Source organism: Enterococcus sp. DIV1224 (assembly GCF_050555455.1).
Lineage (GTDB): Bacteria > Bacillota > Bacilli > Lactobacillales > Enterococcaceae > Enterococcus_B > Enterococcus_B lactis.
Window position 1 is genome coordinate 1,912,154 of the sequence record NZ_CP187859.1, and the last position, 25,674, is coordinate 1,937,827.

General features: G+C 37.5%; 26 protein-coding genes and 1 tRNA gene. 3 read left to right on the top strand and 24 right to left on the bottom strand.

The features are described 5' to 3' along the window. Positions 1-55 precede the first annotated feature (55 nt). From IGK53_RS09350 to IGK53_RS09365, 4 genes are all read right to left on the bottom strand, one after another. On the bottom strand, positions 56-415 hold the full coding sequence (locus IGK53_RS09350; RefSeq protein ID WP_002329013.1) for a DUF1304 domain-containing protein: 360 nt from the start codon (positions 413-415) through the stop codon (positions 56-58). A gap of 156 nt (positions 416-571) precedes the next feature. Next, positions 572-645: transfer RNA gene (locus IGK53_RS09355), tRNA-Arg, on the bottom strand. Between the two features lie 313 nt (positions 646-958). Then, on the bottom strand, positions 959-1,642 hold the full coding sequence (locus tag IGK53_RS09360) for an O-methyltransferase (RefSeq protein WP_002292364.1): 684 nt from the start codon (positions 1,640-1,642) through the stop codon (positions 959-961). 127 nt (positions 1,643-1,769) lie between these two features. After that, positions 1,770-2,288, bottom strand: coding sequence for a signal peptidase I (locus IGK53_RS09365; protein ID WP_002292363.1), 519 nt, complete (start codon positions 2,286-2,288; stop codon positions 1,770-1,772). Between the two features lie 210 nt (positions 2,289-2,498). Here IGK53_RS09365 and IGK53_RS09370 point away from each other — a divergent pair, with 210 nt between their 5' ends. Beyond that, positions 2,499-4,343, top strand: coding sequence for a hypothetical protein (locus tag IGK53_RS09370; protein ID WP_430604688.1), 1,845 nt, complete (start codon positions 2,499-2,501; stop codon positions 4,341-4,343). Between the two features lie 46 nt (positions 4,344-4,389). Here IGK53_RS09370 and IGK53_RS09375 read toward each other — a convergent pair whose 3' ends face one another. From IGK53_RS09375 to IGK53_RS09425, 11 genes are all read right to left on the bottom strand, one after another. After that, on the bottom strand, positions 4,390-5,394 hold the full coding sequence (locus IGK53_RS09375) for a lipoate--protein ligase (protein WP_002310251.1): 1,005 nt from the start codon (positions 5,392-5,394) through the stop codon (positions 4,390-4,392). A gap of 10 nt (positions 5,395-5,404) precedes the next feature. Then, a complete protein-coding gene (locus IGK53_RS09380; protein ID WP_016853388.1) occupies positions 5,405-6,145 on the bottom strand; it encodes an MBL fold metallo-hydrolase in 741 nt (246 codons plus the stop codon). Between the two features lie 69 nt (positions 6,146-6,214). Beyond that, the gene (locus IGK53_RS09385) at positions 6,215-7,018 is read right to left on the bottom strand and encodes a DUF975 family protein (RefSeq protein ID WP_002292359.1); all 804 of its coding nucleotides are present in this window, start codon (positions 7,016-7,018) and stop codon (positions 6,215-6,217) included. Further along, positions 7,018-8,100: a M42 family metallopeptidase gene (locus tag IGK53_RS09390; protein WP_002292358.1), complete on the bottom strand. Its 1,083-nt coding sequence runs from the start codon at positions 8,098-8,100 to the stop codon at positions 7,018-7,020. The genes IGK53_RS09385 and IGK53_RS09390 overlap by 1 nt, the downstream gene beginning before the upstream one ends. Positions 8,101-8,241: 141 nt before the next feature. Beyond that, positions 8,242-9,507 carry a D-alanyl-lipoteichoic acid biosynthesis protein DltD gene (gene dltD / locus IGK53_RS09395; protein ID WP_002292357.1) on the bottom strand — a complete coding sequence of 422 codons (1,266 nt, stop codon included), beginning with the start codon at positions 9,505-9,507 and terminating at the stop codon, positions 8,242-8,244. Positions 9,508-9,509: 2 nt separating this feature from the next. After that, a complete protein-coding gene (dltC, locus tag IGK53_RS09400; protein WP_002292356.1) occupies positions 9,510-9,743 on the bottom strand; it encodes a D-alanine--poly(phosphoribitol) ligase subunit DltC in 234 nt (77 codons plus the stop codon). A gap of 44 nt (positions 9,744-9,787) precedes the next feature. After that, positions 9,788-10,993 (bottom strand): D-alanyl-lipoteichoic acid biosynthesis protein DltB, encoded by a 1,206-nt coding sequence (gene dltB / locus IGK53_RS09405; protein ID WP_002329012.1) that lies wholly within the window; start codon positions 10,991-10,993, stop codon positions 9,788-9,790. Then, a complete protein-coding gene (gene dltA / locus IGK53_RS09410) occupies positions 10,990-12,504 on the bottom strand; it encodes a D-alanine--poly(phosphoribitol) ligase subunit DltA (protein WP_002292354.1) in 1,515 nt (504 codons plus the stop codon). The genes dltB and dltA overlap by 4 nt, the downstream gene beginning before the upstream one ends. Positions 12,505-12,514: 10 nt before the next feature. After that, complete coding sequence (locus IGK53_RS09415) at positions 12,515-12,664, bottom strand: teichoic acid D-Ala incorporation-associated protein DltX (RefSeq protein ID WP_002292353.1); 150 nt, start codon at positions 12,662-12,664, stop codon at positions 12,515-12,517. 405 nt (positions 12,665-13,069) lie between these two features. Beyond that, entirely contained in the window at positions 13,070-15,112 is a 2,043-nt protein-coding gene (locus IGK53_RS09420) for an ABC transporter permease (protein WP_002292351.1), read from the bottom strand. Further along, positions 15,102-15,869, bottom strand: a complete 768-nt coding sequence (locus tag IGK53_RS09425; protein WP_002310242.1) for an ABC transporter ATP-binding protein — start codon at positions 15,867-15,869, stop codon at positions 15,102-15,104. The genes IGK53_RS09420 and IGK53_RS09425 overlap by 11 nt, the downstream gene beginning before the upstream one ends. Before the next feature lie 319 nt (positions 15,870-16,188). Here IGK53_RS09425 and nrdD point away from each other — a divergent pair, with 319 nt between their 5' ends. Both nrdD and nrdG read left to right on the top strand, forming a co-directional pair. Continuing rightward, a complete protein-coding gene (gene nrdD, locus IGK53_RS09430; protein ID WP_002292349.1) occupies positions 16,189-18,378 on the top strand; it encodes an anaerobic ribonucleoside-triphosphate reductase in 2,190 nt (729 codons plus the stop codon). A 314-nt stretch (positions 18,379-18,692) separates the two neighbouring features. Then, positions 18,693-19,295: an anaerobic ribonucleoside-triphosphate reductase activating protein gene (gene nrdG, locus IGK53_RS09435; protein WP_002292348.1), complete on the top strand. Its 603-nt coding sequence runs from the start codon at positions 18,693-18,695 to the stop codon at positions 19,293-19,295. 53 nt (positions 19,296-19,348) lie between these two features. Here the strand turns inward: nrdG and dinB are convergent, their stop codons facing one another. The 9 genes from dinB to IGK53_RS09480 form a co-directional block, all read right to left on the bottom strand. Beyond that, positions 19,349-20,470, bottom strand: coding sequence for a DNA polymerase IV (dinB, locus tag IGK53_RS09440; protein WP_430604689.1), 1,122 nt, complete (start codon positions 20,468-20,470; stop codon positions 19,349-19,351). Between the two features lie 108 nt (positions 20,471-20,578). Next, positions 20,579-21,451 (bottom strand): 16S rRNA (cytidine(1402)-2'-O)-methyltransferase, encoded by an 873-nt coding sequence (rsmI, locus tag IGK53_RS09445; RefSeq protein WP_002292345.1) that lies wholly within the window; start codon positions 21,449-21,451, stop codon positions 20,579-20,581. 68 nt (positions 21,452-21,519) lie between these two features. Beyond that, on the bottom strand, positions 21,520-21,867 hold the full coding sequence (locus IGK53_RS09450) for a DNA replication initiation control protein YabA (RefSeq protein WP_002288076.1): 348 nt from the start codon (positions 21,865-21,867) through the stop codon (positions 21,520-21,522). After that, a complete protein-coding gene (locus IGK53_RS09455) occupies positions 21,860-22,684 on the bottom strand; it encodes a PSP1 domain-containing protein (protein ID WP_002292343.1) in 825 nt (274 codons plus the stop codon). Before IGK53_RS09455 ends, IGK53_RS09450 begins: the two co-directional genes overlap by 8 nt. Before the next feature lie 35 nt (positions 22,685-22,719). After that, on the bottom strand, positions 22,720-23,658 hold the full coding sequence (holB, locus tag IGK53_RS09460; protein WP_002292342.1) for a DNA polymerase III subunit delta': 939 nt from the start codon (positions 23,656-23,658) through the stop codon (positions 22,720-22,722). A 13-nt stretch (positions 23,659-23,671) separates the two neighbouring features. Then, on the bottom strand, positions 23,672-24,001 hold the full coding sequence (locus IGK53_RS09465; protein WP_002292340.1) for a cyclic-di-AMP receptor: 330 nt from the start codon (positions 23,999-24,001) through the stop codon (positions 23,672-23,674). Positions 24,002-24,015: 14 nt separating this feature from the next. After that, entirely contained in the window at positions 24,016-24,660 is a 645-nt protein-coding gene (gene tmk / locus IGK53_RS09470) for a dTMP kinase (protein ID WP_002292339.1), read from the bottom strand. A 63-nt stretch (positions 24,661-24,723) separates the two neighbouring features. Then, entirely contained in the window at positions 24,724-25,320 is a 597-nt protein-coding gene (gene recR / locus IGK53_RS09475) for a recombination mediator RecR (protein WP_002292338.1), read from the bottom strand. 24 nt (positions 25,321-25,344) lie between these two features. Next, entirely contained in the window at positions 25,345-25,659 is a 315-nt protein-coding gene (locus IGK53_RS09480; RefSeq protein WP_002329006.1) for a YbaB/EbfC family nucleoid-associated protein, read from the bottom strand. Between the last annotated feature and the right edge of the window lie 15 nt (positions 25,660-25,674).

A 25,674-nucleotide genomic window follows, 5' to 3' on the forward strand; every position in this document is an offset into this window, starting at 1 on the left:
AAAAGTAATATTTTTCACAAAGTTTCCTGTCCAATAGATCCTTGTTTTTCCACATTTAGAAGAAAATAGAAAGCAAGGCCAACAGAGCTAACCCACCTTGTTTTAGTAAAATCCAGCGATCGCTAGTCAGACTTCCATACAATGCAACAATAAAAATTGATAGCAACAGCATACTTGTAATTTCTTTAGGTGCGGAAGAAAGGTAAGCTCCGTAAAGTAGTCCAACCCCTAATAGTCCATTGTATACTCCTTGATTCTTAAATAATGTTTGAACAGATTTTCTGCTTAATTCTTCTTTATTCATTTTAAAAACTCTGCTTGTCGTATCGGAATCAGTTCTTACTGTTTCGATGTACATGATATAAAAAAATTCGATGGCCACTAGAGTGACTAAAATTTTTGATAATATTGACATATTTGCTTCCTCTTTCTGATGGATTTTATTTTTACTTCCTATAATTGTACTAGATAAAGATGTTTTTTTCATTTTATTTGCCTTTGAAAACAAACAATATTGGCACAAAAAACAAAGAAAAACCGTTAGAAACCTCAGTTTCTAACGGTTTTTTAGCGTCACAGGAGGGATTCGAACCCCCGACCGTCCGCTTAGAAGGCGGATGCTCTATCCAGCTGAGCTACTATGACAGGAATCAGCGGAACATCAATAATTATAGATAATTATATTGCTTCTGTCAATACGAAATAGTTATTTAATTAGCAAATAGCCAATTATTTTAATTCAACTACCAAATCAATCCTTTGAAAAGAAACATTCGCTTCCATCTATTCTAAGGTTATCAGTCGAAAACAGGAGTTGCATTGTCTTCATGCTTACTCCTGTTTATTTCAATCTATTCACTATTTCCTTCAGTTGTTTTACAAATACAGTCTCTTTCACATCAAATTTAGATGGATTCTTTGATATAATCAATCACTTACTGATTGTCATAATCATGTATCACCAATCGATTTCTTCTGCTTCTTTTGTCATTAAGATTACACCATCGCCTAATGGTAAGATGGTCGATGTCAAATCAGGATGGTTCATCACGACACGAAGGAATTCATTTAATTTACGATGGATAGCTCGTTTGCCACGAGGAATCTCTTCATCAGGGAGCAAGATCGTCCCTCCTTGGAAAATATCATCTACCATCAAAACGCCACCTTTTCGTAACAAACGCAAACATTCAGGTAAAAATTCAATATATTTTGATTTTGCACTATCCATAAAAATAAAGTCATATGGACCAGACAATTCAGGCAAAATATCTGCGGCTTGCCCTTCAAGCAAGGTTACTTTATCTGTCAATCCTAGACGTTCATAGTTTTTTTTCGCTTTCTCGATCATGACATCGAAACGATCAATGGTCGTAACATGAGCATTTTCTCCGATTGTTGTCGCCATGACACTTGATGAAAAACCGATAGCTGCACCGATCTCTAAGATTCGTTCAGGCTGAATCTGTCCAAGTAAAAATTTCAAAAATACAACTGTTTCGTGGGGAATAACCGGTACTTCTGCTACATGAGCTTCTTCTTCCAATTTGCCTAGCTCACCCGGTAATTTTTTTTGCTGGGTACGCATAAAGTCCAATAGTTCTTCTTTGACTACAGGACGATGCATCATTTCATTGCGCATACTACTCCTCCTCTTTACACATTATACGAACAACTAGCTAAATCTACAAGCTGTATGAGTATTTTCCGTATCACTCGTTCAGAAGAGTAATGGTATCTCTTGAATATATTTGTCTTTTTCAACATTCTCACAAAAATTTCTGTGTTCGTCTCCGCTTCTTCTTCAACTCTACAAAAGTATTCCAAGCTGTGATTCCTGTTAAGCAAAAAGCAATCGTAAAGAATAACCCCTGGATCCATGCAAATGCTGTTTTGGAAAGGACCAGACCAATATATGGAATCTGGAAGATTGGACTACCGATAATATTTCTCTTTTTTACTACTCCAGGCTCGATATAAGTCCGTGTGTCAGCTTTTGTATAAAAGTCGTTGTAGTTGTTTTCAATGGCTATTACGCGACGTGTCGAGATTTTTTTACCTGAATTTTCATAATATGTAATAATATCTCCGACTAAAATCTCATCTGTATTTTTTGGTCGTACATATATCAGATTTCCTTGTGCATAATATGGGTTCATTTCTCTATCCTCAATAATATAAGGAGTCAATCCAAAAATTCGGGGAACCAAGACGACGAGAAGAATAAGTATTAAAAATATAATCAGCGTTACAGAACTAACAAAAGTTATTTTTTTGTAATCAGGCATCGTTTTCAACTCCTTTCTTTCTTCAATCCTTCTTAATCATATAATAACGATAAATTTTTTTCAAATTATAACTGTAAAAACACATTTTTATGACAACGACGTTTTTTGATTCTATTTCCTCATCTTTATCTCATTTTTCATTATAAATAATTGACGTTAGTAAAAAAAACGTTTACCCTAAAATTACAAGTTTTAGAAAGGAATACCTTTATGGCTCTTTTTAATAACATATATAATAAAAAAGAATCTTTCTATATGCGCATAAAATGGAGCATAATAATTATATTATCAGTGTTATTTTTAGCAGGGATTGCTTATTTCTTCTATTTTATCTTCTCTCCTGCTAATAGTAATCAAATGAAAGAAATAAAAGATTCATGGGTTTTCTATTCAAAAGATGATCCTGATTTTAAGTTTGACAGCAAGTACACTCGTACGATTCCTACCGTAGACAAAGATGAAACATTTATTATGGAAACGACACTTGAGAAACCGTTGAACGAAGCAAATTTACTAATCAAAGGAAATCATCAATGGATTACTGTGTATCTAAACGGAAACATTTTATACCAACGGGAAGATTACGACGCAGAAAGCAACCCTGGATTATCACTGGCTGTGATAGATTTACCATCAGATTACATCGGAAAAAAATTGATGATCTCTGTCTCATCTCCTTATCAAAACTACGCTGGGTTGCCACCGAAAGTCTATATAGGTACAACTGGTCCGTTAATCGGTTTTATCTATTCTCAATCAGTACCGCAAGTATTAACGATGATCATTGCAGTTTTCATTGCTATTGGGACGTTTATCTATACCATCTACTTGATGTACAAACAAAAACGGCTTGAATACTCGCTGATTATCTTAAGCTGCTTTGCTTTGGCATTAGGATTTGAAGCTGTTTCAGAAGATATTTTAAGTGGCATCCTTTTTGAACCATTCGTTCACTCTTTTTTATCTCATTTATTTATTATCCTAACCTCGGCTTTCATTATCTGCTATTATTGGAGCCGGATGATTTATTATAAAAAATGGTATGGGATTTTTTGTATAATCCAGCTTTCGATCTTTTCTGGTGTTCTGCTTTATGCAGCTTTTACTTCTGCAGAACTTCCTGAATTGATGCCAATTGCTAATATAGCTAGTGTTATCAGTACTCTAGTCACTTCGCTTACCTGCATTGGTGAAGCATATAAAAACAATCGTTTTTATGTAGTTTGTACACCTTGGATCGTCTTGGTTGCCATTATCCACTGCTTGATTTATATCCAAACAGCACTAGGTATTTATCAAACGACGATCAATTGGTCTACGATTTTATTCATTATTATTTTGATTGTTATTATCAGTTACAATCTGATTGACCACATTCTGAACACAGATAAAGACCGAAGACAAGTAGATTTCTTAAAAATCAAAAACGATTTGCTGGAACAGCATTATGAGCAACTTCGACAGCATATCCAAGAAGTAAATACGCTTCGTTTAGAATTTGTTCAGGAAATGGAAAATCTGCAAGACTTAATGCATACGGATCAAGTAAAAGCAAAAAAATATGTGGAAACAATCTTGGAAGAAGCAAAAAATTTTGAAATGCTGTGTTCTTTTTGCAATCATCAGATGACAAATCTGATTTTCGCGCGCTATCAACAGTTAGCTGCTAAACGGAATATCCAGATCACCTTCCAAGCAGAACTTCCTGAGGATCTTCCTATCAAAGATGATGATCTAGCCCAGCTTTTGATTCATGCCCTAGAGCATTCCTTTAGAGAAACTCATGCCATCGAAAATCCGCTGTATCGAAAAATTCATTTGTCGATACACGAACAAGAGGATCATTTCATCATTTGTTGCGAACATAGTGCACATTATGATACGAATATATTCAGTCGAGGTATCACAGAAGAATTAGATGATCAGGAACGCTTTGATTTGATGATGATGAAAGATGTGGCAGATCGTTACACTGGAACACTAACGCAGGAAAAAGATACATTGATTGATCGAATCACTGTTCAGCTTTCCCGAAATTACTCGAATTCTATATAAAAAAGCAGTGGGATCCAATACATAAGGATTCCGCTGCTTTTTGTTTTTAATAAAGTAAGGTAAGCAATTCTTCTGATTCTATCGCACCAAAATATTTTTTCACATCAATTTGGTCAACTATTTTTGATAGAGATTCTTTATCATATTTCTGTCCCACCAATTTTTTTTCGACATCAGAGATATCTCCTAGTCCGAAGAAATCACCAAAGATTTTTGCTTCTTTAATCATTCCTTCTGATACATTCAAGTGGACTTCGATCGAACCGATAGAGAAACGTTTTTGACGAGAGAAATTGAAATCTGGGGACTTTCCGTAATTCCAATCCCAATTTCGGTAATATTCTTCAGAGATTCGATTGATTTTTTTCCAATCTTCGTCGGTCAATTCGTACGTTTTTACTTCCTCTACTGATTCTACACCAAAAATTTTCAACAAGATTTCTTGACGAAATTCTTCCGTTGTCATTTTTTGTTTTTCTTCGGGAAGAAACGGTTTGATATTCGTCACACGAGAACGGATCGATTTGATTCCTTTTGATTCGATTTTGTCTTTTTTTACTTTTAATGCATTGACTACTTCATTGATATCAGAGTCGAACATGATCGTTCCATGAGCAAACATTCGGCCATTGGTAGCATACATCGCATTACCGGAAAATTTCATACCATCAATGACTAAATCATTTCGGCCTTTCAACTCAGCCCCGGCAACACCCAATTCATGAAGTGCTTGGATGATTGGTTGTGTTACTTTCGCAAAATCACGGAAGGAATCACCATCATCAGGCATAATAAAACTAAAGTTCAAATTCCCAAAATCATGGTAGACAGCTCCGCCTCCGCTTAGACGGCGGACCACATGAATACCATGTTCTTCCACATAATCTCGATTGATTTCTTCAATCGTGTTCTGATTCCTACCGATGATGATTGAAGGTTCATTGATATAAAAGAGCAAAATGGGTTCATCTAATGGCATTTCTTGCAACAAGTATTGTTCAATTGCTAAATTGATTCTTGGGTCGTGGTTTTCATTTGGTACAAAAATCATGTTCTTCCTCCTAAATGTCAAACACTTTGTCAACTGCAGCAAGTTCTACATCTATCCCTTTACCTGCTGCTTTTTGCGCTTCATTTTTCAATTGTTCTAAGTCGCCAAACTGAGGTAGATGGGTAAGTACAAGTTTCTTTACGTTAGCTGATTTCGCCAGTTCTCCAGCTTCTTTTGAAGTGAAATGTGCATGATGATGTTCATTTCCTTCAAATAGATAGGTATCTGCTAGAAACAAATCAGCCTCTTTCGCAAAATCAGCGAAACTTTCCAAATAACCTGAATCTCCTGTAAATACGAATACTTTCCCCGTTGCTTCTTCTACGATTCGCATGGCGTAACATACTACTGGATGGATTGTTTCCATAAAAGTAATCAGAAAAGGACCAATTTTTAATTCTTCGGCTTCAAAATAAGGATGTCCTTTTGAGACATTCGCCATCGTCAATTCTTCAAAGTGGACAGAATCTTTTGTGTGCCCGTAAATTGAAAGCAATGTCTCCGGATCTCTCTTGGGATGAAGTTGCCAGTAATACTGTAATACACCAAGATCAGCAATATGATCATGATGATAATGGCTAAGGATCACAGCATCCAAATCAAGTGGATCAAGATGTTCTTGTAATTTGATCAGCGTAGCACTACCTGCATCAATCAACAAGTTGAAACCGTCAGATTGAAGTAAATAACCTGTTGTCCCTTGATTATTATAAGGATACGCCCCTAAGCAGCCTAAAACAGTTAATTTCATCATACATTCCCCCTCAAAGATTTATCCTACCACAAAAGTTATTTTTCTAATGAATGAACTGCTTACAGATTAAGCAAAATAGGCTTCTGGACCACCTTTTTCAATCCGTGCTTGTTCATAAAATTCTGCAACTGATACATTCACATAAACGATGACCCACAAAAGACCGATGAATAAAGCGATTGCCCCTAACAAATACCAGCCGATAAAAGATAGTTGCAACAAAATATACGTACCGATTCTATCTTTCAATAAGAACCAGCCATATTTTAAGCATTGTACGACCGACAAATCAGGATAGTCGAACTTCGTCCATGCAGCAAATTGGAACAATCCGCCAACGATGCTCATGATAAGTGCTGAAACAAAAATCATCCCTACCATTGATAAAACAAAGCTGATATCAAGAAAATCTCCTGGCATGACATCCGTAGGTACCGTACTTGAATTGAAAAGCAACTGCGTATAAGCACTCACTCCGCTGATTAAAAACATGGGCAGAAAGATCAAACTATTGAGCAACCAGTTGATGATTGAATTAATCAAATTGATGACAAGTATCGAACCAAAATATTTTTTTTGGAAAACTGAAAATAGAAGATTGCTTTTTGGTCTGCCACCTCGTACAACTACTAACGCAATATAAAACAATGCATAGTTGAATGCGAATAAAAGCAAATTATTGACTAGAAAACTCAATAGGTTTTGCTGCATGCTTTCTTCCGTAAAAGGACTGAAACCGTCAAAAAAATTCTGTATGACGCTTGTGAACAATATGGATAAGAAAACAAGCCAAGCATTGATTCCCCATTGATTCTCTAAAGAAGCTCGCGCTTTTTTTCGATATTCAGAAATAGGCATTTTATTATTCATTATTCATAACTCCGGATTTGTTCAACTGTTTCACTATCAAGCCGTTTCACTAACTCAGTAACTAGCTTCACTGTATTCAAATAATCATCTTCATGGATCACTGATGTGTGGGAATGCAAATAACGAACAGGAACAGTAATGGCTACAGAAGGAACACCGTCTCTTGTCAAATGCATTTGTCCTGCATCCGTTCCACCGCCAGAGATCACTGTATATTGGAATGGGATAGCCATTTCCTCTGCTACATCGATAACGAAATTCAATAATTTTTTGTGCGGAATCATCGATGCATCAAAAATCAAAATCTGTGGACCTTTTCCTAAAATCGAATCTGCTTCTTTTGGTGTCATTCCTGGAGTATCACCTGCTGTACCAGTATCTAAAGCAAAAGCAATATCCGGATTTACAAGGTGCGTGCTTGTTCGAGCGCCTCGCAAGCCCACTTCTTCTTGCACATCGCTTCCTGCAAATAAAACATTTGGATGTGCTTCTTTAGATAGATTCTCCAATACTCGCAAAGAAACAGCTGTCCCTATCCGATTATCCCATGCTTTTGCCAGTAAATATTTACTGCCATTCATTCGTTTGTATTCAATATATGGGGTGACCATATCTCCCGGACGTATGCCCCACTCTTTGGCTTCTTCTTGGTTTGATGCGCCGATATCAATAAACATATCTTTGATTTCATATGGTTTATTTCGTACCTGAGGTGTTAAAACATGCGGTGGTTTTGAACCAATTACCCCGTGAATGATTTTTCCTTCTCGTGTTTTGATTTCCACTTGTTGAGCAAGCATCACTTGTCCCCACCAGCCTCCAAGTGTTTGGAACTCCAAGAAGCCTTTTTCGGTTATTTTTGTTACCATAAAACCAACTTCGTCCATATGACCAGAAATAAAGACTTTTGGTCCTCCGCCAGCGCCATGCTTAGCAATCACACTGCCTAATCCGTCATAAAAAATATCATCAGCGAATGGTTTAGCATATTCTCTGAATACTTCTCTTACCTCTTCTTCATTCCCAGGTACTCCTTTTGCAGAAGTCAAATCAATTAGTAGCTGTTCTTCTTTTGTATCCAAATGTTTTCCCCCATTTCTATATTCATATTGTGATTATACCATTGCTTTTGTTTTTTGTTCAGGCAAACTTGGTATTTTTACTGTTTATTTCAGAATATTCTAAAATAAATAAAACAGGCAGATATCCTCCACCTGTTTTATTTATTTTAATCGTAGTTTATCTGGTACTTGCTGTTGCCAAGCTTTGCTGAAAAAAGCATCATCGAGATGGTACCTACTAGGAAGCTGGTTTTCTTCTAAAAACGGTCTAATCTGTTGATCTGCGGCCAGCCAGCCTTTCCACCCTAAATGGATCGTATCTTCCATAAAATAATTGGTACCAGCTTGATTGACAAAATCAGCTATTCGATTGAATCCTTGGCTATTTAATTGAAATTTGATTTTTTTGGCAAATCCTTGTAGCATTTCTTGAGATAGTCCGGTATAATCGCTCCATTTCTCGTTGACCGGTGGAATGATAAACAACACTTCATTATGGTTTTTTGCTAATTGATCCAAGATTAGCTGAAAATCAGAAAATTCTGGTGAAAAACGATAATCCCAATTTTTTTGTGACTGTTTGAGTTCTGGCTCGTGGGATCGGATACGATGTGTATAAAAATCGTTTTTCAAACCAAATGGATTATTTGTCGTTTCTTGTTTTCCAATCTCATCTGCCAAAATGGATAATTCTGTTTCTTGATAGTGGTCTGGTAATTGTTTTGATTCATGATCGATTTTTTGCTGACGATCTTTCAAACCGATATCACTGAATATCTCATCCTCACGCTTCAACATGTTCCATTGGCTGTGCAACTGATCCAAAGAATCAGGTAAAGGTAACTTTCCTTCTTTAATCGTTTGTAGAATTCCTGTCAGCGTATCGTTCTCTTTTACTTTTGAAAAAGTTAATAGTCTTCTAGCTAAATAGCGATCAGCTGATGTAACTTTTTTCAATGAGAACAACCAATCATAGGTCTGAAGTTCAGAATAGTAAGTGTTGAAATAATCTGTTTTTACACCATCTTTTACAAACCATTGAGGCGAGATGATAAACACCACTTTTTTGTTTTTCAAATCATCCCCTGCAGATCGCATCATCATATATTGACTTAATGATTGTGTTCCCGGCGCTCCTAGCAAGAAAGGACGATAACCTCTATCATATTTTTCAGCCAAAACAGACGGATGAAATGGACTGATCCTGCTTAATTCACTCGACCCAAAAAAGGGGATATATTGTTTTTCAGACAAAGCTTTGTTTTTTATTGCATCGCCCTTTAGTACATTTGCTGACATAGATGAAGACGCTCGCTTGATTACTTCCGGGTTATCAATATTTACTCGATAGGAAGAAGTGAAGAATAGGGCAAGCAGACCAAAAGCGAGAACAACAGGTCCAAAAATAGCAAAGAGTTTCTTTTTCATACTCAACCCTTCAATGCAGTTGCTTGTTGAATGATTTTATTCGGTGTGCGCCAATCCTCCCGCTCGAATTCAGAGACTGGGACTTGGATATCCAACTCTCCGTCTAGCTCGACTAATAATTGCACAGATGCTAAAGAATCAAGCAAACCTTCATCAAATAGATCAATATCACGATTTTTTCTTACTTCATCTGTTCCTGTTATTTCTTCTAAGATTGATAAAATTTGTTCTTCCATTTTCCTTTTCTCCTTTGTTATATAAATTAATATGTCACTATTCGTTAGCTAAAAAAAAGTTTATCTAAAAATCCTGAAAAAATCAGGAAGCTGAAACATACCGCTTGAAATGTCAAAAATACGGCTACGCCATGCGTAAATTTGTTAGAAGGCAACTGATCTTTATGCTTCTTCTTAAATCGGATCCATGCATCTGTCAGACAGATCAGACAAGCATGATACAGACCGTATACGATGTAGTACCACGTCAATCCATGCCAGACACCCATTAGAAGAAACAAAGCGAAATACCCGATATTTGACATCACGATCTTGCTTTTAAAGATTTTTTTCTTCATCATGAAGAACATCAACCGCATATACACGTAATCGCGGAACCAAAAAGACAAGGTCATATGCCATCGATTCCAGAATTCTTTGATATTCCATGATAAAAATGGTTTATTGAAATTGATTGGCGTCTGATACCCCATCATGTAGCTTGTACCGACTGCGAACAAACTGTAACCTGCAAAATCAAAAAATAAATACATGCTATACACGTACATGTAACCCACTAACGCCCATGAAATCCCACCATGCTGTAATGCGATGCGCCCTACTGCAGGGAGCAGTACTTGACCAAAATAATAACCGATAATGAACTTATATAAAAAACCGACAAAAATATTTTGGACGCCTTTTCCCAAGAGATCAACATATTTATCACGAACAGGTGGATGGAGCTGATCCTTTTCAAATCTCCTATAACGATCGATGGGTCCAGAAGATATTGTCGGGAAAAACAGCAGAAACTGGATATAACGAAATGGATTATATACTTTGATCATGCCATCTCTTATTTCCATGATCATTTGCACAGACTTAAAGGTTAAATAAGAGATTCCTAAAAAACCAAGTAGCGATGCTTTTCCATGTTCAAAAAAAGGAGTCACTTTCGTTAAAAACAGTGGAATTATTGCTAAAATAACGGCGGCGTAAAACCATCCTGTTTGATTTTTCCTTTGCCGGTGAACAAAATAGCCCCATACAAGGATTGTCTGCCAAAAAACATACCCAATCAGCGCCGCTCCCTGTTCCCAATAAGTACCTCCAAAGCTGACAAATAAAAAGAAAAGTGTCACCACTGATTGATAAATTGGTAATCTTTTTTTCCATATCAGTAAAGATAGAACGATTGGTATAAGCGCAATGGCTAAAAGAAAAAAATAAAACGGCTCTGCGTAAGGGATCATATGAGGAAACATCATTCAGGATTCACCTCAGCTGTTAATTTTTTTCGATCAATTTTTCCATTTACTGTCTGAGGCAGCAAATCGACATAATGGAACTTCTGAGGAATCATATACTCCATCACAACTTGCAGTAATTGTTCTTTGATCGATTTGGTCAGTTGAAAATCCGGTTGTTTCGTTGTGTTTTCTAATACGATGAAAGCAACAAGCTGCTGCACTTTTGTTCCTTGATATTTTGGTACGACAACGGCTTGTTTGATCCGGGAGTCTTGCAACAGATAATGTTCGATATCCCCTAACTCGATCCGGTAACCATGTAATTTGACTTGCTGATCCATACGGCCTTCATAAAATAAAAGCCCGTCTTCATCCAACCTTCCTGCATCCCCTGTATGGTAACTTGCTAAGTCATTTTGACAAAAGAACGCAGCTGCTGTTTTTTCTGGATTGTTCAGGTAACCTTTTGATACGCTTGGCCCTGCAATAATGATCTCACCTGTTTCTCCTTTTGGAACAAGTTTGTCTTCTTGGACAATAGAAACTTTGGTGTCTTTTTTTACATAGCCGATCGGTAGTCGGTCATATTTATCTAGTACGTGCTGATTAATCTGGATACTTGAAATAGCCACAGTTGCTTCTGTTGGGCCGTAAGTATTATATATCCGTGCATTTGGGAATCGATCAAGTAGTGTTTCTGCAGTTTTTTTTGTCAATTCTTCTCCGCAAAATAAAAACATGTCCAATTCTGGTACATTTTCTCCATTGAAGGTAGGCTCCATCAAGCAAATATCCATAAAAGATGGAGTAGAAACCCAAATATTCAACTTCAAGTTAGGCAATGTCGCGAATAATTGACGAAAATCTTGAATAACTGCTTTATTTAACGGCTTCAGCATTCCACCAGAAACTAATGCAGGATAAATAGAAAATACCGATAAATCAAAAGAAAATGGTGCTTGGGCTAAGAAATGCATACCAGGCTTGATCCCAAAGTCTTCCATCGTCCATTGAACAAAGCTGACTAGATTATCATGACTGATTTGTACGCCTTTTGGTTCTCCAGTAGTACCAGAAGTAAAAATAATATAAAAATTTTCTGTACCTTTTACGCTGTTTCTGGGATAAAATTCTACTGGTATCTTCTCGATTTCTTGAAATTCTTCTTTTGTTACGACAGGAACAGAAGGAATGTCTTCTATCCAATTCCCAATACTGATGACCATAGATGGTTTAGCCACCCGAAAGATCGACAGGATACGTTCTTTGGGTGTGTGTTCTTCAATTGGCAAATAGGCATGACCAGATTTGACAATTCCTAGAAATGCGACAATCATCTCAAATTCTAAATTACCAAAAACGACGATTGGTCCATCCCCTTCTACCTTTTCTTCTAAATAATAAGCAAGTGCGTCTGATGCTTGTTTCAATTCTCCAAAAGTATGCATCTCATCCGCCTGATAAGCAATTCGATCAGGTTCGCTTATTCCCCAATCATCGACTGCTTCAATAATCGTTTTGATTTCCATACTCTTCCTCCTAAAATTCGTTATAGATAAATGTTCCTCCTTGAATATTTTTATAGTGATACAGGTAGATCAGGAACAGCAGTACCGCACTATAAAAAATTGTTCGAATGATGAATTTTCCCCAATAATTCAATTTTGGATTAGACCACCATTTGTTCATTGGATTCCCTCCTCATATAACCTCACACAAAGTGTAACGAATTTTGACAAAAAGAAACATGTGTCTAGCTTACAGAAACCGTTTTTTTACTAACAGTTTTGTCACATAGCTTTTATAAAAATAGCACATCAAAACACTGCTTTTTTCTTTATAATTTCTAGTAATTTTAAAAAATATAAAAAATAAAGAGGTTGTGACAAAAAGCGTGTCACAACCTCTTCTTCCAAATAAACGGTGTGTAAAAGCTTGCATCTGCGGTAATAAGTCCAGCTAAATCAAAAACATGGGAAACTATTTTTGCTTGGCTGTTTCTTATTACTTGATGCAGGACAGCTTTTTCACAATCTCTTCTTTAAACGGTGTTTAAAATTTAGTACTTTTTATTATCTTGTCTTATTCCGCCTGTCATTCCTCGATAATCCGACAATATAACTGACTCGTAATGACATAAAGCAAAAGATAGATAAGGATCAATAAGCCACTGACAAGATAAGCCAACCAATAATCGGCAGTTTTGATATACTGAGTGAAAACATTGATTGCAAATACTGCATGAGTGATTCCTAATATCATGGGTGGAAAAAAGGTAAGTGCGTTTTGCTCGAAAATCATCCTTCTAATTCTTCTTTGTGGTATCCCCAGTTTAGTCAATAGGTGATAATTTTCTTTTTCTTCCTCTGCTTCTGCTAATTGTCGAACGGTCAGAATACTGCCAGTAGCAATAATGACGATCATTCCGACAAACAGTGTGACAAAAATATTGATACCAATCCGCCGGTTGACTGCACGCAATTTTGAATAGCTGGAGGAGAAGTTCAACCGAGAACCTTCTTGACTAAATTGCGCTTCCTTCATTTTGTCATCTGGCAGTTTCTTTGTACTAATTTCTCCTTGCAGACGCCCATTTACGATATCATAAGAATAATAAATAGCATTGAGCCACTTTATCGACATTTCACTGCTCAGTCGTTCATCTATCTTTTCATTATTCTCACCTGACACATCCACATTGACTACTTGATAATCTACACCTTTTGCTTTTTCAAAAACGTTATCATCCACGACTAGTACAGGACTTAGATATACCATCGTTTCGTCACCTAATACACTTGGAAGCATTTGTTGAATCTTCAACTCTTGATTATCTGGCAATCCAATACTAGAACCATATAATGAAATATTCCGGAAAAGAGTTTGCATTTGATCAAGCAAAACAGTATAGTTAGGAGATTTCAAAGAAACGTTTGGCAAATCCGGATTAACTTTTCTGAAGGCTTGATATTCTGTTTCTGTGATCAGATTAGCAGTTTGAAACATAGGTTCTTCGAGATCTGGTCTGTAGATACTACCTATGACTTTATAATGCAAGGTGATTTTTTTAGTTATCTTCTGTCCTTCCTCTGCCAGAATAGGCTTGATTTTTTTTTCTGTCTCGACATCAAACTGATAGTCCATCGGGGAGGATACTTTCTCCTGATACGATAAAATAGTAGAAATACTAGCCGTACCGCCAATCGTCATTAAAGAAATTCCAAGAATGACTGTAATTAGAGAATTCGTCCGCCAGCTTTTGAGCAGGTGCACTTGTGTATTACCTATTATTAAAAAATTGATCCCATAGTAATAGAGCTTCCATTTACTCAATATGATCAAAAAGAGTCGAAATGTATAGCAGAAAAACAAATAAGTACCAATCACACAAATGAAAAAGATCAGAAAAGGCAAAAAGAGAATGAATGTCTCAAGGTAATGATGACTGATCATCCATGAAGTGATTTCTCTAAAATGACTAGCCCCAAAATATCCGCTCGTTAAAAGCAATAACCCAATGACAGCGAGTAATCGATGCCTTGTTCTGAAACGCATCGTTGAACTATCTGCTTGTTCTTTTTCTCCAAAACTTCGAATCATCGGGTAGCGCCAGATTTTCCATATCGAATACACAGATACTGCTAAAAGGATGATGAAAAAAGCAAATAAAGTATCTGCGACTGATGGAATGGAGATAAAAAACGGACTATTAAGATCCATATCCATCATTCGAACCAAAATCATGGAAAAGAGTTTGGAGAAAATAATGCCGAGCAATATCCCAAAAATACAGGCAAATAACCCAATTATCATGATTTCCAATACATATATACCTGAAATTTGTAGTTTGTTCATACCAAAAAGTTGATAGATACCTATTTCTTTTTGTCTTCTATTCAAAAAAAATCGGTTGGCACTGAATACGAAAAAAAGTAAAACGACAGTAATGATCAGTCCGCCAAAACTCAATCCGCCATCTATCGAAGTATCTGGACTTGCTCTTCTAACTAAAGATTGATCATAGGTCATTGCGCTGAATGAATAATAAATCATCACGGATAAAGTCAAACTGAAAAAATAAACAAGATACCCTCGGGACTGCCGAAAAAAGCTTTTGACGGCTAATTTATACAGCATTCATTTTTCCTCCTCCACCAATCGTCGCCTGCATGTCGATTACTTTTTCAAAGAATTCTCTTCTTGTCCCTCTTCTCACAACTTCTGAAAAAATCACGCCGTCTTTGATAAATAAAATTCTGTCACAGTAGCTCGCTGTATATGGGTCATGGGTGACTAACAAGATTGTCGCTTTTTCTTTTTGATTCATAGTCTGTAAATAATTCAACAATTCTGTGGCCGACTTCGAATCTAGAGATCCAGTTGGTTCATCTGCAAAGATTACTTGTGGCTGAACAACAAGGGCTCTAGCGGCTGCAATTCGTTGTCGCTGACCGACAGAAAGCTCATCTGGATATCGTTTTAGCAGTTCTTCTATATTCAACAATTGAGCTACGTGTCTTACTCTCTTTTCCATCTCTTCCTTAGTCATCCGTTCAACTGCTAGGGGCAATAGGATATTGTCTTTTGCATTTAAAGTATCGATCAAATTGAATTCTTGAAAAATGAATCCTAGTTTTTTTCGGCGAAAGTCACTGAGCTCACTATTTTTCATTTTTGTGATTTCTTTTCCTTGGATCAAGACACTACCCATCGTAGGCAAATTGATCGTGGATAAAATATTCATCAACGTCGTCTTGCCTGCACCGCTTGGACCCATGATCCCAACAAATTCGCCTTCTTCTACTGTGAATGAGATATTATCTAAAGCTTTGACGGGAGAAAGTTTGCTACCGTAGCTTTTACTGAGATGTTTCACTTCGATCATCTTTTCCAATTCTTCTTCTCCTCTTTCATTTCTGTTTATTTGCATAGTAGCATATCTACGAACAATTTGCTCTTATGTTTTTGTCACTTTTTCTTAGCCCAAATAAAAAAATTTTATTCAATTATTTTATTCAGCTAAATTAAATATGCAAAAAATAAATCCATCAACTACAAGTTTTCACTTTTTTTCACAATAAAATATACACTACATATAGTATAGAAATCCAATTATACAGCGGATTGAATACTATATATAGCCGATAATTAGTTGCTCCTTCCTAAATTTTGTTTTATGATAGACAAGAACAATTTAGCAGGAGTTGAAGATAATGAAAGTAAATTATGAAGAGAAAACAGTCGTTACTCAGCAACCAGAGGCACACCAGATGAAAGTTATCAAACGAGATGGCCGCCATGTTGATTTCGATGAACAAAAGATCAACGAAGCACTAATCAAAGCTGAAAAGAAAATTCACGGCTCATTATCCCCACTTACTTACGAAAAAATCCAAATGATTGCAGACTTGGTTGTCCAAGAAATCAAAAGCCGGTTTGCTGAAAATGTCAAGATCTATGAGATTCAAAACATCGTGGAACATATCTTATTAGAAAAAAACGAATATGAATTAGCAGAAGAGTATATCAATTACCGTACAAAACGGGATTTTGCTCGCAGTAAAGCGACAGATATCAACTTTTCGATTGAAAAACTAATCAACAAAGACCAGACTGTCGTGAATGAAAATGCAAATAAAGACAGTAATGTTTTCAATACACAGCGTGATCTAACAGCCGGCATCGTCGGAAAATCGATCGGACTGAAAATGTTGCCGCCACATATAGCAAATGCCCATCAAAAAGGTGATATCCATTACCATGATTTGGATTATCATCCTTACACACCGATGACAAATTGCTGCTTGATTGATTTCAAAGGTATGCTGAACAACGGTTTCAAAATTGGAAATGCGGAAGTGGAATCACCTAAATCTATCCAAACAGCGACAGCACAAATCTCACAGATCATTGCTAATGTTGCGTCAAGTCAATATGGTGGCTGTTCTGCCGACCGAACAGATGAATTGCTGGCTCCTTTTGCAGAATTGAACTATAAAAAACATCTAAAAGACGCGGAAGAATGGATCGATTCGCCAGAACGCCAAAAAGAATATGCAAAAGCAAAAACCAAAAAAGATATCTTCGATGCTATGCAAAGTTTGGAATATGAAATCAATACCTTATTTACTTCAAATGGGCAAACCCCTTTCACTTCATTAGGGTTTGGTTTGGGGGAAAATTGGTTTGAAAGAGAAATCCAAAAAGCGATTTTACAGATCCGAATCAATGGATTAGGGAGTGAAAAGCGAACAGCTATCTTCCCTAAACTGATCTTCACTTTAAAAAAAGGTGTAAACTTAAACCCTGAAGATCCTAATTACGACATCAAACAACTAGCATTGGAATGTGCAACGAAACGAATGTATCCTGATATTCTGAATTACGACAAAATCGTCGAATTAACTGGAAGTTTCAAAGTACCTATGGGCTGTCGTTCATTCTTGCAAGGATGGAAAGACGAAAATGGTCAAGAAGTAAATGTCGGACGAATGAATTTAGGTGTGGTTACATTGAATTTACCAAGAATCGCGATCGAATCAAAAGGAGATCAGAACAAATTCTGGCAGCTATTGTCTGACCGTTTAGAAATCATGAAAGATGCGCTTCTCTATCGTGTAGAACGTTGTAAAGAAGCCATTCCAGCAAATGCGCCAATCTTATACATGTATGGTGCTTTCGGAAAACGTCTTTCACGTACCGATTCTGTCAATGAATTATTCAAAAACCGCCGAGCTACTGTATCATTAGGCTACATTGGATTATATGAAGTTGCTTCAGCTTTCTTCGGTGGCGAATGGGAAACAAACCCAGAGGCAAAAGCTTTCACACTTGACATCGTCAAAGAATTAAAAGCCAATGCGGATGCATGGGGTGATGAATACGGTTATCATTTCAGCGTCTATTCAACACCAAGTGAAAGTCTGACTGATCGTTTCTGTCGTTTAGATACAGAAAAATTTGGTATCATCGAAAATATCACAGATAAAGAATATTATACAAACAGTTTCCACTATGATGTACGTAAAAACCCAACGCCATTTGAAAAATTGGAATTTGAGAAGGATTATCCAAAATATTGTTCAGGTGGATTCATCCACTACTGTGAATACCCTATGCTCCAACAAAACCCGAAAGCCTTAGAAGCTGTATGGGATTTTGCATATGATAAAATCGGGTATCTTGGTACGAATACGCCAATTGACCATTGCTATCAATGTGGTTTTGAAGGTGATTTCAAACCAACAGAACGAGGCTTCGAATGTCCAGAATGTGGAAATCATGACCCAAAAACATGTGATGTAGTCAAACGTACTTGTGGTTATTTAGGAAATCCACAAGCTCGTCCGATGGTACATGGACGCCACAAAGAAATTTCCTCACGTGTGAAACACATGAAATGAGGTTGTGAAAAAGCTGTCCTGCATCAAGTAATAAGAACAGCTAAACAAAAATAGCTCCTCATATTTTTCGTTTAGTTGGGCTTATTACCGCAGATGCAAGCTTTTGAACACCGTTTATTCAGAATAAGAGGCAGTGACAAATCTTTTTTCACCACTCTCTTTCGATGCTTTGTACCTTTGAACGCTCTCTATCAAAATAAGAACAAGCTTTTTTTGAACAATGGATTTAGGTCGGTTTGTTCTTATTTATGTGGTCGAGTAGATTTTATCTTCAATAGCTATATCTTTGAACCTTAAATGAAAGAAGTTTTTTTATGAGAAATCCAAAACCAAAAGAATGGTTAGCAAAAGACTACAGTCAAAACTATATTGCTGACTACAAACCGTTTAATTTTGTCGATGGTGAAGGTGTCCGTAACAGTCTTTACGTTAGTGGCTGCTTATTCGCCTGCGAAGGTTGCTTCAACAAAGCGGCGCAAAATTTTCGATATGGCAAACCATTCACACCTGAATTAGAAGAACAAATCATCGCTGACTTGCGCAACGATTACGTACAAGGACTGACTTTATTGGGCGGCGAGCCTTTTTTGAATACAGATGTTTGTTTGCAAGTCGTACGACGTATCCGAAAAGAGTTCGGTACGACAAAAGATATCTGGTCATGGACAGGCTATACCTTTGATGAATTGTTACAAGATTCAGAAGATAAATTAGAACTCCTTTCGCAAATCGATATCCTTGTTGACGGACGCTTTGAATTGAGCAAACGTGACCTAAAACTACAATTTCGCGGAAGCAGCAACCAGCGAATCATTGATGTCCAAAAATCTTTAGAATCCAACCAAGTTATGATTTGGGAAAAATGTACGGATGCAACAGAAACCTATGAACAAATCAAAAAACAAGACTTGATATAAAAACAGCTTTGAGAGAGAAAACGGATTTCCATTTTCAACTCTCAAAGCTGTTTTTATATTTCTTGATTTCCCCATAACGGAAGGACGATATTTTCATAGTTCATCGGGTCAAGATTCGTCAAGGTGATTCCTAACAATCGGATCCCTTTTTCTACTCCCAAGATTTCCTCCCATATAAGACTTGCTTGATAAAAGAGCGCTTCTTTTTTATAGATGTATTCTGGCAATGTCACTCTTTTGGTCACAGTAGAATAATCCGTGTACCTGACCTTCAAAACCACTGTTTTCCCATGTTTTTGGACTCTTCTCAGTGCTTCTTCTACTTTTTCAGCTAGTTGGCGCAACTGAGCCAGCACGGCTTCCTCCGTTTGCAATGGCTGTCCATACGTATGCTCTTTTCCCACAGATTTTCGCTCTCTTGTAACATTTACTGGAGAATCATGGATTCCTCTCACTTTACGATAAAGAGAATAGCCCATTTTTCCAAAATTTCGAATCAACATCATTTCTGTGCATTCATATAGGTCTTTTCCTGTATAAATCCCTAACTCATGCATTCTAGGTACAGTTTTCTTTCCTACTCCATGAAATTTTTCAATTGGCAAAGCTTTTAAAAATGGCACAGCATCTTGAGGTGCAACTACTGTGATCCCTCTAGGTTTTTGATAGTCTGATGCTAATTTGGCCAAAAACTTATTGTAACTTACTCCCGCAGAACATGTTAGCTGGACTCTTTCCCAAATATCTGCCTGGATCATTCGGGCGATTTTGATGGCTGACTTGCAATTGATTTTATTTTCGGTCACATCAAGATACGCTTCATCGATACTAACTGGTTCCACAATGTCTGTATAATGATAGAATACTTCCCGTACTTGTTTGGAAATCTCGCTGTATTTATGATGGTCGCCAGGCTTAAAGATGGCTTGCGGGCAAAGTTCATACGCTTTTTGTGCACTCATTGCTGAATGAATTCCGAATTTTCTTGCTTCATAATTTGCCGTAGTCACTACTCCACGCCCACCAGTGTCATTGGGATGTCTAGCAATTACTAATGGGTGCCCACGAAACTCAGGATGATCTCGTTCTTCAACAGAAGCGAAAAAAGCATCCATATCGATATGAATGATTTTTCTTGATGTATCATTATGTAAAGGAAATTGCAGCTCCATCATCCTCACCTCTTAGCCATTATACAGGAACGTTCGTTCGCGTTCAAGAGGTTTGAGAAGTTAGTAGCTGTTTTCCACATTGCCGCTTCATTGTATACTACTTATACTATTTCAGTCTAATTCGTGATATTGACGGTAAACTTCTTGTTTTTTCAGTCCATTTTTAAGCGCTACTGCTTTGATAGCAGCATTTGGCTTTTCGCCTGATGCAATCTTTGCTTCTACTTGTTCTTTTAAGGATCCCTGCTCTTCATCCACTTCTGTCCCTGTCGTTTCAAACAAATTTCCTTCTACAAGCAGACAACATTCCCCCTTTACTGGATGTTCTTCGATATATGCAAGTAGTTCTTCTGTACTTCCTCTAAGGTATTCTTCATGGATCTTTGTCAATTCTCGACACAAAACGACTTGGCGATTACCAAAAATGTCTAAGAAATTCGTCAACGTAGCTGTGATCCGATAAGGTGACTCATAGAAAATCAGCGTAGCTGTTTGTTCTTTTAGCTTTTCCAATGTTTCTTTCTGTTCTTTTTTCTTGCGTGGAAGGAAGCCATAAAATAAAAATGGTTGAGGCACTAGCCCTGAAGCAATCAAAGCCGTCATCCCAGCTGTAGGTCCTGGGATAGAGATCACAGAAATCCCTTCTTTTATGCAGGCTAAAACTAGCTCATGTCCAGGATCGCTGATGGAAGGCATTCCTGCGTCACTGACTTGAGCAATCGTTTTTCCTTCTTTTAACAAAGCAATCAATTGAGGGACACGTTCTTTATAATTATGTTCATGTAAACTTTTTTGGGGCGTAGGAATCTCGAAGTGATTCAATAATTTTTGTGTATTACGCGTATCTTCGCTTGCGATAAGGTCTGCTTCTTGTAGCATACGAACACTTCTGTAGCTCATATCTTCTAGATTTCCGATTGGCGTCGGTACAAGATATAAATTCCCGTATACTGGATTTCCTTTGAAACTTTTTTGATTATACATCTGTCACAATCTCCTTAATAAAAAAACTGGAGCAGTCTTTCTCCGCTCCAGTCTCCTCTTGTTATTGATCATCGACCGCTTTCGCGATAGATCACTTCTAGACAAAACGCACAAGGCTCGTCATTGTCCCGTCTTGATCCATATAAATCGTAGCAGACATGGAAGCCTTCTTCATAAATTTTTTCAAGATTCATACGAGACTTGGAAAGTTCTTGCTTCACATTTTCAGCTGGAGCTTGTGCAACTTGGTTCAATTCCCGAAGATGTTCTCGCAAACGTTGATTTTCCATCTCCAAAGTCGTATTTTTTTCTACGATTTCATGCAAAGCATGCTTCATTTCAACAAGTTCTGTTAATGTATTTCTCAACTCTGATTCTAACTGATTCAATCCGTCGTATAATGATCTCTTATCCATTTATCTCACCTACTTGGATAAATTCTTTCAATTCATCCCATTCATATTCGACAGGATTTTCCCGTCCAGTCAGCCGAATACTAACGATACGGCTAAGCAGATTCAACCCTACGACTTTCCCTTTACCATCAGGTGTAACAATTACTTTTCCAAAGTCAGGGAGTTCTTTTTTTGCTGTCTCGTATTCTTCGCTCTCATATTGTAGACAGCACATCAAGCGTCCGCATAAACCGGAAATTTTTGTTGGGTTCAAAGATAAGCTTTGATCTTTTGCCATTTTGATCGATACGGGCACGAAATCGCCTAAAAAAGAAGAACAGCATAATGGACGCCCACATGGACCAATTCCGCCTATTATCTTCGCTTCATCGCGTACACCAATTTGTCGAAGCTCAATACGAGTACGAAATACAGCGGCTAGATCCTTTACCAATTCTCTAAAGTCGATTCGCCCGTCCGCCGTAAAAGAAAAAATCAGTTTGTTTCGATCAAATGTATATTCAGCTTTGATTATTTTCATTTCCAGCTCACGCAACTGCACTTTTTCTTTTGCGATTTGCAATGCATCACGCGCATCTTCTTTATTTTTTTTGTCTTTTTCTAGTTCAGCTTTTGATGCTTTATGCAAGATTGGACGAATAGCTTCAGGAAGGTCATTGGGATCAATCTCTTTTTTAGGAAGGACAACAGTAGCAATATGTAAGGATTGCTGAGATTCGACTAATACCTTGTCATTATAAATATATTCAGAGTCTCCTGGTGCAAAATAATAGATATGACCTGCATCTCTATATCGGACACCTACTACTTCTACCATTTCCATCCTCCTCGATTCTCGTCCTCTGCGGCAAGCTAAAAAATCGTCTGCAAAACGAACTGTTCCGCAACAGCTTGAAAACCGACATTGCTACGTAGTTTCTGCTCTGCGATCAATATTCGTTCAATTATCTGGTTTATCTGTTTCACTTTGCCATATTCGCCTTTCGCTACTGCTTGACGCTGTGCTTCCTGATAATAAAACATCAGGACAGATAATCCTGTAAACTGCTGTGTTTTTTCTTTAAATGATTTCACTAATTTTTTTTGGACATAGATAAAGGCTTGAGTGTCTTGCTTTTGCAAGTAAACGAACCATTGATAAATCAAGTCCTTAGCATCATTAAACCATTCATCTTGAGAGATTTCAACTGCTTTTCCTAAACTGTTTGTTAAGAAAGCCAAAAGTTTTGATTTTTCTAATGGAATCTGCTCTTCTTGCAATCGATGGATCAATGCTTCTTTTGAAAGTTCTTGAAAATGCAGCACTTGACAACGGGATTGAATAGTAGGGAGAATCCTTCCTACTGCATCTGTCTCTAATACCGCTAAAAAATCTCCCGGTGGTTCTTCCAAAAATTTCAACAGACTGTTTGCCGCACTGCTATTCATTTTTTCAGCTTCTTTAATCAAAAAAACCTTTTTTCTTGATTCATATCCGCTGCGACTGAATTCCGTCTGCAAACGTCTGATCTGGTCAACTTTGATTGTTTGTCCGTCCGGTTCGATAACCAGAACATCTGGATGTTCTTTCTTTTCGATCCGCTGACAATTGTTGCATTTTCCGCAAGGCTGATTGTCTTCCATTTGGGTACAGAACAGGTGCTGTGCGAGCCACACACCTACTTCATGTTTTCCTGTTCCTTTTTCTCCTTCAAAAAGATAAGCATGAGCGAGACGCCCATGCTCAAAACTCCGTTGAAGCTGCTGATACACGATCGGTTGCATTTGAGCCAAGTTTATTTCTTGATTCATAGCTCAGCTCCTCCTAAAATTGATGGAATCCTTCAACAGGTAAGACGAAGACTGTTGCACCGCCTACTTCTACTTCTACTGGATAAGGGACGCCACCATCCATCGAGATATCCAATGTAACAGGTGTAGATACAAATTGTTTTCTTGATTCACACGTTTTTTTGATGATTTCCAATGCTTCTTCTACTCGATCATCTTCAATACCCACGATAAACGTGCTGTTTCCAGCCTTAAGGAAGCCGCCTGTCGATGATAATTTTGTGGCACGGATATTTGCATCAATCAATTCATTTGATAAACGGTTGCTGTCTTTGTCTTGGATAATCGCTAAAATAATTTTCATAAACGTTCACCTTCCTAGTTTTCAAAAAATTGCGGATATTGTTCAATAATTGTATGATAACTTGTTTGCAGCACTTCTTCAAAGCTTTTTCTTGCATCAACTTTGTGGATTCTTTCCGGATTCTCTTCTGCCAGCTTTAAGTAAGCATGTCGTACACGCTGGTGGAATTCCAAACCTTCCGAATCTAAACGGTCGATTTGGTTTTGTCTGTTTTTCTTGATTCTTCTTAATCCGGTGTCTGAATCTACGTCAAGATAAAGGGTAAAATCTGGCGTAGTACCTTCTGTAGCAAACTCATTCAACCGAGCAATCTCGGTAACGCCGATGCGTCGGCCTGCACCTTGATAAGCAAGAGAACTGTCGACAAATCTGTCGCATAAAACGATTTTCCCTTTTGCCAGAGCAGGCAAGACCTTTTCGACTAGATGCTGTCTTCTTGCCGCCGCATAAAGTAGTGCTTCCGTGCGTTCATCCATCCGATCATTTTTTGGATCCAGGATCACCGCTCGAATCTCTTCAGCAATCGGGATGCCTCCCGGTTCTCTTGTTTGAATGATTTCTGTTTTTGCTACTTCTTTCAAAAGAGGGAAAAGTTCATTCAAGATGCTGGTTTTTCCTGCACCATCAGGCCCCTCGATTGTAATAAATAGTCCGTTCACATTGTTGCCCCCATCTCTTATGCTGCTTCTATATTGTATCTGAAAAAACATTTAATTAGAAATTTATAACTCGCGTCTTCCTTCGACAGCTTTCAATAACGTGACTTCATCTGCGTACTCGATATCAGAGCCTACAGACAACCCATGTGCTAAACGTGTTACTTTGATACCGGCTGGTTTAATTAGACGTGAGAGATACATTGCTGTTGCTTCTCCTTCTGTTGTCGCATTTGTTGCGATGATCACTTCTTTTACATCTGCATCATGCAGCCGCTGCAGCAGCGAAGAAATATTGATATCTTCTGGACCTGTCCCTTCCATCGGTGATAACACACCATGGAGTACATGATAAAGTCCGTGATATTCCCGCATTTTTTCCATTGCCATTACATCTTTCGGCTCTTCGACCACTAGGATAATGCTGCGATCACGTGAAGGGTTTCTACATATTTCGCAAGGATCTTCTTCTGTGATGTTTCCGCAGATACTGCAAAAGTGTAAATCTCGTTTTACACTTAACAAAGATTTAGCAAATTCATTCACTACTTCATCTTTCATATCGATTGTATAAAACGCGAGTCTTGTCGCTGTTTTCTGGCCGATTCCTGGAAGTTTCATATAGCTGTCGATCAGTTTCGCAATTGGTTCTGGATATTGCATATTCATTACTCCTTCAGTTTAAAACTAAAATCCTGGTAACCCTTTTGCGTATTTCCCTAATTTTTTCTCAGTTTCCACATCAATTTGTGTGATTGCGTCATTGACTGCCATTACGACAAGATCTTGAAGCATCTCAATATCATCAGGATCAACGACTTCTTCATTGATTTGGATATCCTTCATGCGGCGATCACCTGTAAATACGGCTTTGACCAATTCATTAGTGGCTTTACCTGTAAATTCTGTTTTATTTAGCAGCTCTTGTGCTTCCGCCATTTCTTTTTGCATTTTTTGTACTTGTTTCATCATGCCTTGCATATTGCCCATTCCACGCATCATAATTATCTACTCCTT